Below are 6304 nucleotides of genomic sequence, written 5' to 3' on the forward strand. Positions count from 1 at the left end.
CGTTATGTCACGTTTGAAATCAATTGCACGCAGCGTCAGTTTGCCCTTCATCCTTCTCCTTGGCCTTGCCGTTTGGATCGCCTTGCCCGCTGTCGGTGTGCTGGCACTTGCGGCGCTGATCGCACTTTGGCTTGGCACCACCCGCAGCGGCCGCCTCGCTCGCGAAGCCACTAAATTGGGGCTGGCAGGGCTACCTCAACGCTGGGGAGCGTCACTGGTCATCGTGGTGGGCATTGCAGGCGTGGTGGGCGTGCTGGTGGCCATGCTGGCCATGGGGGAAGGCTTCAAGGCCACGCTCAAACAAAGCGGCAACACCAGTACCGCCATTTTGCTGCGCGGCGGCTCACAGGCAGAAACCAATTCGGTGATCACCCGCGATCAGGTACCGCTGATCTCCACCCTGCCCGGCATTGCCCGTGGCCGCGACGGGCAAATGCTGGTCTCACCCGAGCTTTCGCAAATCGTCAATCTTCCCAGCAAAGCCGACAACACCGACACCAATGTGCAGTTCCGTGGTATCGGCCCAGCCGGTTGGGCGCTGCATCCGCAGCTGAAGATGATCGCTGGACGGCGCTTTCAGCCGGGCCTGCGTGAATTGGTGGTGGGTCGCGGCGCGCAGCAGCAGTTCCGTGGGCTGGAACTTGGCAAGCAACTCAAACTCGCCAACCAGCAGTGGACCGTCGTCGGTGTGTTTGAAAGCGGCGATGCGCACGACTCCGAACTCTGGACCGATGCCGACGTACTCGGCCCAGCCTATCAGCGCCAAGCGTTTCAATCGGTCACCGTGAAGTTAGACGGCAAGCAGGGTTTCGCCAAACTCAAAGCTGCACTCGCCGCCGATCCACGGCTCAAGCTCGATGTCTCCACCACCGCCGACTACTACAGCCGGCAGTCGCAGGGCATCACCACATTGATCAACGTCCTAGGCACCGTGATCGGCGCGATCATGGCGATCGGCGCGGTGTTTGGCGCACTCAACAGCATGTATGCCGCCGTGGCCGGGCGCGCACGTGAAATCGCCACGCTGCGCGCATTAGGGTTTCGTGGCCTGCCGGTGGTCACCGCGGTAATGCTAGAAACCCTGCTGCTGGCCCTTGCGGGTGGCCTATTAGGCGCAGCCATCGCGTGGCTTGCCTTCAACGGCAATACCATCAGCACCGTGGGCAGCAATTTCAGCCAAGTGGTGTTCCAATTCCGCATCACCCCCGAGCTGCTGTGGACAGGCCTGAAATGGGCGTTAGGCATTGGCCTCGTCGGTGGCCTGCTGCCTGCACTGCGCGCCGCTCGCTTGCCAGTTACGGAGGCGCTGCGCGCGGCGTAGGGTCGGCAATCAAGCCAACTCAGCAAGATCGGCTTCGCGCATCCGTCGCCCGTTAAGCAGGCCTTCCACAATAAACACCAGCAGCGCCAGCCAAATGCAGATAAACCCAATGAGGCGGGTCTTATCGAACGCCTCATGAAACACAAACACACCGATCAAAAATTGCAGCGTGGGGGCGATGTACTGCAGCAGCCCAACGGTGGTTAATGAAATGCGTCGCACTGCATAGGCAAAGCCCACCAGCGGCAGCGCGGTGAGGATCCCGGACAAGATCAACAGGAATGAGTCGGTGGCACCAAAGCCATGCGCAAAGCCGCCGCCACCATTGAGTTCGATCCACAGCAGCCAGATCAGCGCCAGCGGGAATAGGTAGGCGCTTTCAATGCCTAAACCAGAAACAGAATCCACATGTGCTAATTTGCGCAGCACACCATAGACCCCAAACGAAACCGCCAGCGCCAGCGCGATCCAAGGGAACTTGCCGTATTGCACGGTGAGCCAGAGCACACCTACAAACGCAATCGCCACCGAAAGCCACTGCCCCACGCGCAGGCGCTCGCGCAAAAACAACACGCCAATGACCACATTGAGCAGTGGGTTGATGAAATAGCCCAGTGCGGTTTCCACCACATGGCCTGCATTTACGGCCCAGATATACAGCCCCCAGTTGCAGGAAATCAGCAGGCCCGACAGCCCCAGCATCCACCACAGTTTGGGCTGCCCAGACAGCGTTTTACGAATCCACTGGCGACCATCGCGCCAGAACAAATACCCCGATACAAACACCGCGCTCCACACCACACGGTGCAGCACGATTTGCAATGAAGGCACCTGTTCGAGCAAATGCCAGTACAGCGGCGCTAAGCCCCAGGTGACAAATGCGGCAACCGCGACCCACGTTCCCCGTGCGCTGGATGACGCTTGTGCTGCGCTCATGCGGGTTTCCTTTCAAAGACTTTTGCCAAGGTAATGGCCAATACGCCCAACAGAATTACTCCCATGGCCGCAACCTCATGCAAGCCAAAACGCTCGTGTGCCAGCAGCGCACCTAGTACCACCGCAATTGCCGGATTGACATAGGCATAACTGGTGGCAAGTGCCGGGCGCACGTGATGCAGCAGCCAAACATACGCGGTGAAACCGGCCAGCGAACCCATCACTACTAAATACCAGAATGCAGCGATAGCGTGCGCGGTCGGCGGCGTTGCAAAACGTTCACCCAGCGCGCCCCCCAAGACACACATCGCCACGCCACCGCACAGCATTTGCCCCGCCGCCGTCATAAAGGGGGAAGGTAAATCGCGCGCTTTGCTCCAGATCGAGCCATACGACCAAGCAACGGATGCCACCAACAGTGCGATCAATCCCAACGGCGTGGCCGCGAAGCTACCGCTAGCGCTGAGCCAGAGCACACCGATAAAACCAATGCCCAGCCCCAGCCATTCCATCCCACTGGGGCGGTGGCCGCGCATCGCCGCAAACACCCCCATCCACAAGGCCGACGAGGACACGATTACTGCGGTCATTCCTGAAGCCACGGTCTGCTCGCCGTAGTTCACTAGACCATTTCCCATCAGTAACAGCAGCACACCCATCACGGCCATATGCCACCACTGCTTGCGCGTGGGCGCAGGCACACCGCGCCAGCGCAGCAGGCCGTACATCAACCCACCGGCCACAAGAAAGCGAATACCGCCCAGTAAGAACGGCGGGAAGCCCCCCTCCAATGCAAAACGAATGGCGAGATAGGTTGATCCCCAGATCACATACAGCGCGACCAAGGCCACGACGATATGTGAGTGTTTTGCAAGTGGTGGTGCGCTCATTATTTTCACGTTCCAAAAACTACGCGGGCACCCGTGAGGTGCCCGCGCGGCAATTCAAATTGACTTCCACTGGCTCAATCAGCCCAATGCCCTGCGGTATTACGTGTTTCCGGCAGCACTTGCGCGGCGAGCTTAGCGTCTTTGCCAAGCAAGCGAATGGCATCGGCCAGAATGGCGGCCGACTCACGCAGTAGCGGATCAGGCGCTTTTTCTGCCGCTTTTTCACGCGCGACAGAATCGGCCACATTGCGTTCGCTGGCGGTCAGGCCATCGTCTGAGCGCGCGTCCAGCAAAGGGTCTTGCTCGATCCCCAGATTGGCGCGAACTTCAGCGCGCTGTTTGCGCTGCGCATCAAACTTATCCCGCTCAGCCAAGCGTTCGGCTTCATTGAGCGAAATGGATTTCTTTGCCGATTCCTCGCGGAATTTGCGCACGTCTTCCACCCACCATTGATACTCCACATCCTTCGCAGAACGGGCCTGATGGCGCGCCTGCAGCTGCGGTAGCAGCGGCGTAAAGTTGCCGTAGCGCACATGATCCGAAGCGGCGATGCGCGTCCACGGCAAGGCATTGGGATAGGTGCTTTCGCCAAATTCACTGGCATCAACACTGGCCGGGAACAACACGTCGGGCTCAACGCCTTTGTTCTGCGTACTGCTGCCATCGGGACGGAAGAATTGCGCCACGGTGAGCTTGAGTTCACCAAAGCGCGGCTTCTCGTTGGCAGGCCAGCGGTCAAGATCGACCATGGTTTGCACGGTGCCCTTGCCGAAGCTGGCTTCACCAATGATCAAGCCGCGTCCATAGTCTTTAATGGCACCTGCCACAATTTCTGATGCCGAGGCCGAACCACGATTGATCAATACCGCCAGTGGCCCATCCCACGCCACACCGGCGTCGCGGTCGTACTGCACACTGACCCGGCCACCGGCCTCGCGCACCTGCACCACCGGGCCCTTGTCGATAAATAGCCCGGTCAATTCCACCGCTTCGCTCAGTGAGCCGCCGCCGTTGCCGCGCAAATCCAGCACCACGCCATCGACTTTTTGGCCGCGGAAGGTGGCCAGCATCTTGGCCACATCACGCGTGGCCGAGGCATAGTTCGGGTCTTTACGGCGACGCGCTTCAAAATCTTGATAAAAACCCGGTAGTTTGATCACACCGATGCGCCGCGCCGGGTGGCTTTCGCTGGCTGGAATCACGATGGTCTCAGGCTTGGCGCGCTGGTCTTCAAGGCGCACCTTGGCGCGCGTGATCAGCACCTGTTGCGGCTTGCTATCCAGCGGCGCTTCCGCAGGCACCACATCTAGCCGAACTTGGGTATTGGCCGCACCGCGAATCAAGGCCACCACATCATCGATGCGCCAGCCGATGACATCTTTCATTTCGCCGGTTTCACCCTGGCCCACACCCACGACACGGTCGCCTGGCTTGAGCTTGCCGCTGCGCGCTGCCGGGCCACCGGGCACCAGTTCACGCAGCACCACTACATCGTCCTGACGGAACAGCACCGCACCGATGCCTTCCAACGAGTTGGACATCGACACGTTGAAATTTTCCGCGCTGCGCGGCGTCATGTAGTCAGTATGCGGATCCACGCTGCCCGCATAGGCATTCATGAAACTCTGAAAAATATCTTCACTCTTGAGCTGCTGCACGCTGGACAGCAAGTTGGCGTAACGCTTATCCAAGGTTTTACGGATATCGTCGGGCTTCTTACCTGCCAGCTTCAGACGCAGCCAGTCGTTCTTTACCGATTGCCGCCACAGCACATCCAACGCAGCAGTATCGGCCCACGGTGCGTCTTTGCGGTCGTACTCGTAGCGCTCGTCTTTTGTGAAATCAAACTCGGTTTTGAGCTGGGCACGCGCAAACGCGATGCGCTCATCCACGCGCTGGCGGTAGAGTGTATACACCGCCCACGCCGGATCCACCTGCCCGCTTTTGATTGCGTCGTCCAAGCTCGTGGCATAGCGGTTGAACCCGGCCACGTCTTGCGCGGTGAGAAATAATTTCCCCGGATCCAGCGCTTTCAGATATTCGGTCAAAATCTCGCGCGACAGACTGTCGTCCAGCGCGCGCGGGCGGTAGGCATAGCGGCTATCCGACAGCAGGCCATAGACCATGCGCGCCGCCGTTCCTTGGTCTTGGGTTGGGCCCGTCGGCAGGCTGTTGTCACCACTGGCAGCCAGCAGCGCCACCGGCGTTGCCAGTGCAATAGCCAATGAAAATGCGAATAACGAGCGTTTGCGATTGCGGATCATCGTGTGTTCCGCGGCGTGGGGGCCGCTGTAGGGAGTAATGACAGAGTGCGTGCCATTATGACCAAAATCCAGTGCCGGAAGTTCAGGCACGAATAAACACGTACAAAGGTTTTCTGAACATGCTGCCAGCCCTTCTCATCTTCCCTTTGCTCGCCCTGTGGTTCTGGTGGCCGCTGTCTCCGCGCAAATGGGTGAAATCTTGCACGCTCTCGCTGCTGGCCGCTTCAAGCCTGCCGGTGGTGGTGTATTTTTGGCGCAACCAATGGCTTAGCCCTGCGGCAACGGCGTGGTTGCAGCTGTGGGTCAGCGTTGTTGTGACCACATTTTTATTTGGCTTTTTGTGGCTTATCGTGCGCGAGCTGGGTTGGCTGATCAGCAAGCTCGTGCGCCGCCCTGCTGGGGCGCAGCGCTGGCACGGCGCGCAGGCCAACATCACCGCGCTTGTGCTGACACTCTTGCTGACCGGCATCGGCACATGGAACGGGTTGAAGCCGCCTGCCGTTCACGAACAGGTGCTTGAACTCAGCTCGTTACCTGAAGCGATGGACGGCCTGCGCGTCGCAGTGCTCGCTGATATTCACGCCAGCCCGGTCAAAGGCGCATGGCGCACAACCACTATTGTTGTGCGCACGCTGGCCGCGCAGCCGGATTTAATCGTGCTCCCCGGCGATTTGGTGGACGGCCCCGTGCCCAGCACCGGGCCTGAAGTAAACGCTATCGCGCAGCTGCACGCCCCTTATGGCGTATGGATCGCACCGGGCAACCACGAGTATTACAGCGACTACAACGCGTGGATGACCCACTTCCGCAGCCTGGGGCTTAAAACGCTGGAAAACCAAAGCGTCAACATTGACATCAACGGCGCACGGCTCGCGCTTTCAGGCGTGGGCGAC

Annotated in this window: 5 protein-coding genes; 2 read left to right on the top strand and 3 right to left on the bottom strand. The window is 59.6% G+C overall.

The window, feature by feature from the left end; translation table 11 throughout:
* Nucleotides 1-4: 4 nt before the first annotated feature.
* On the top strand, nucleotides 5-1321 hold the full coding sequence (locus tag KUL77_RS09095) for an ABC transporter permease (protein WP_297146032.1): 1317 nt from the start codon (nucleotides 5-7) through the stop codon (nucleotides 1319-1321).
* A 9-nt stretch (nucleotides 1322-1330) separates the two neighbouring features.
* On the opposite strand, the gene rarD is transcribed toward KUL77_RS09095, so the two are convergent.
* The 3 genes from rarD to KUL77_RS09110 form a co-directional block, all read right to left on the bottom strand.
* Nucleotides 1331-2257 (bottom strand): EamA family transporter RarD, encoded by a 927-nt coding sequence (gene rarD, locus KUL77_RS09100; RefSeq protein ID WP_297146035.1) that lies wholly within the window; start codon nucleotides 2255-2257, stop codon nucleotides 1331-1333.
* Nucleotides 2254-3147: a drug/metabolite exporter YedA gene (gene yedA, locus KUL77_RS09105; RefSeq protein ID WP_297146037.1), complete on the bottom strand. Its 894-nt coding sequence runs from the start codon at nucleotides 3145-3147 to the stop codon at nucleotides 2254-2256. Before yedA ends, rarD begins: the two co-directional genes overlap by 4 nt.
* Before the next feature lie 74 nt (nucleotides 3148-3221).
* A complete protein-coding gene (locus tag KUL77_RS09110; RefSeq protein ID WP_297146039.1) occupies nucleotides 3222-5411 on the bottom strand; it encodes a carboxy terminal-processing peptidase in 2190 nt (729 codons plus the stop codon).
* A gap of 119 nt (nucleotides 5412-5530) precedes the next feature.
* On the opposite strand from KUL77_RS09110, the gene KUL77_RS09115 reads away from it, so the two are divergent.
* Nucleotides 5531-6304, top strand: a 774-nt coding sequence (locus tag KUL77_RS09115) for a metallophosphoesterase (protein ID WP_297146042.1), incomplete at its 3' end; no start/stop codon positions are given.

It is taken from the genome of Thermomonas sp. (genome assembly GCF_019104945.1).
Classification (GTDB): Bacteria; Pseudomonadota; Gammaproteobacteria; order Xanthomonadales; family Xanthomonadaceae; genus Thermomonas.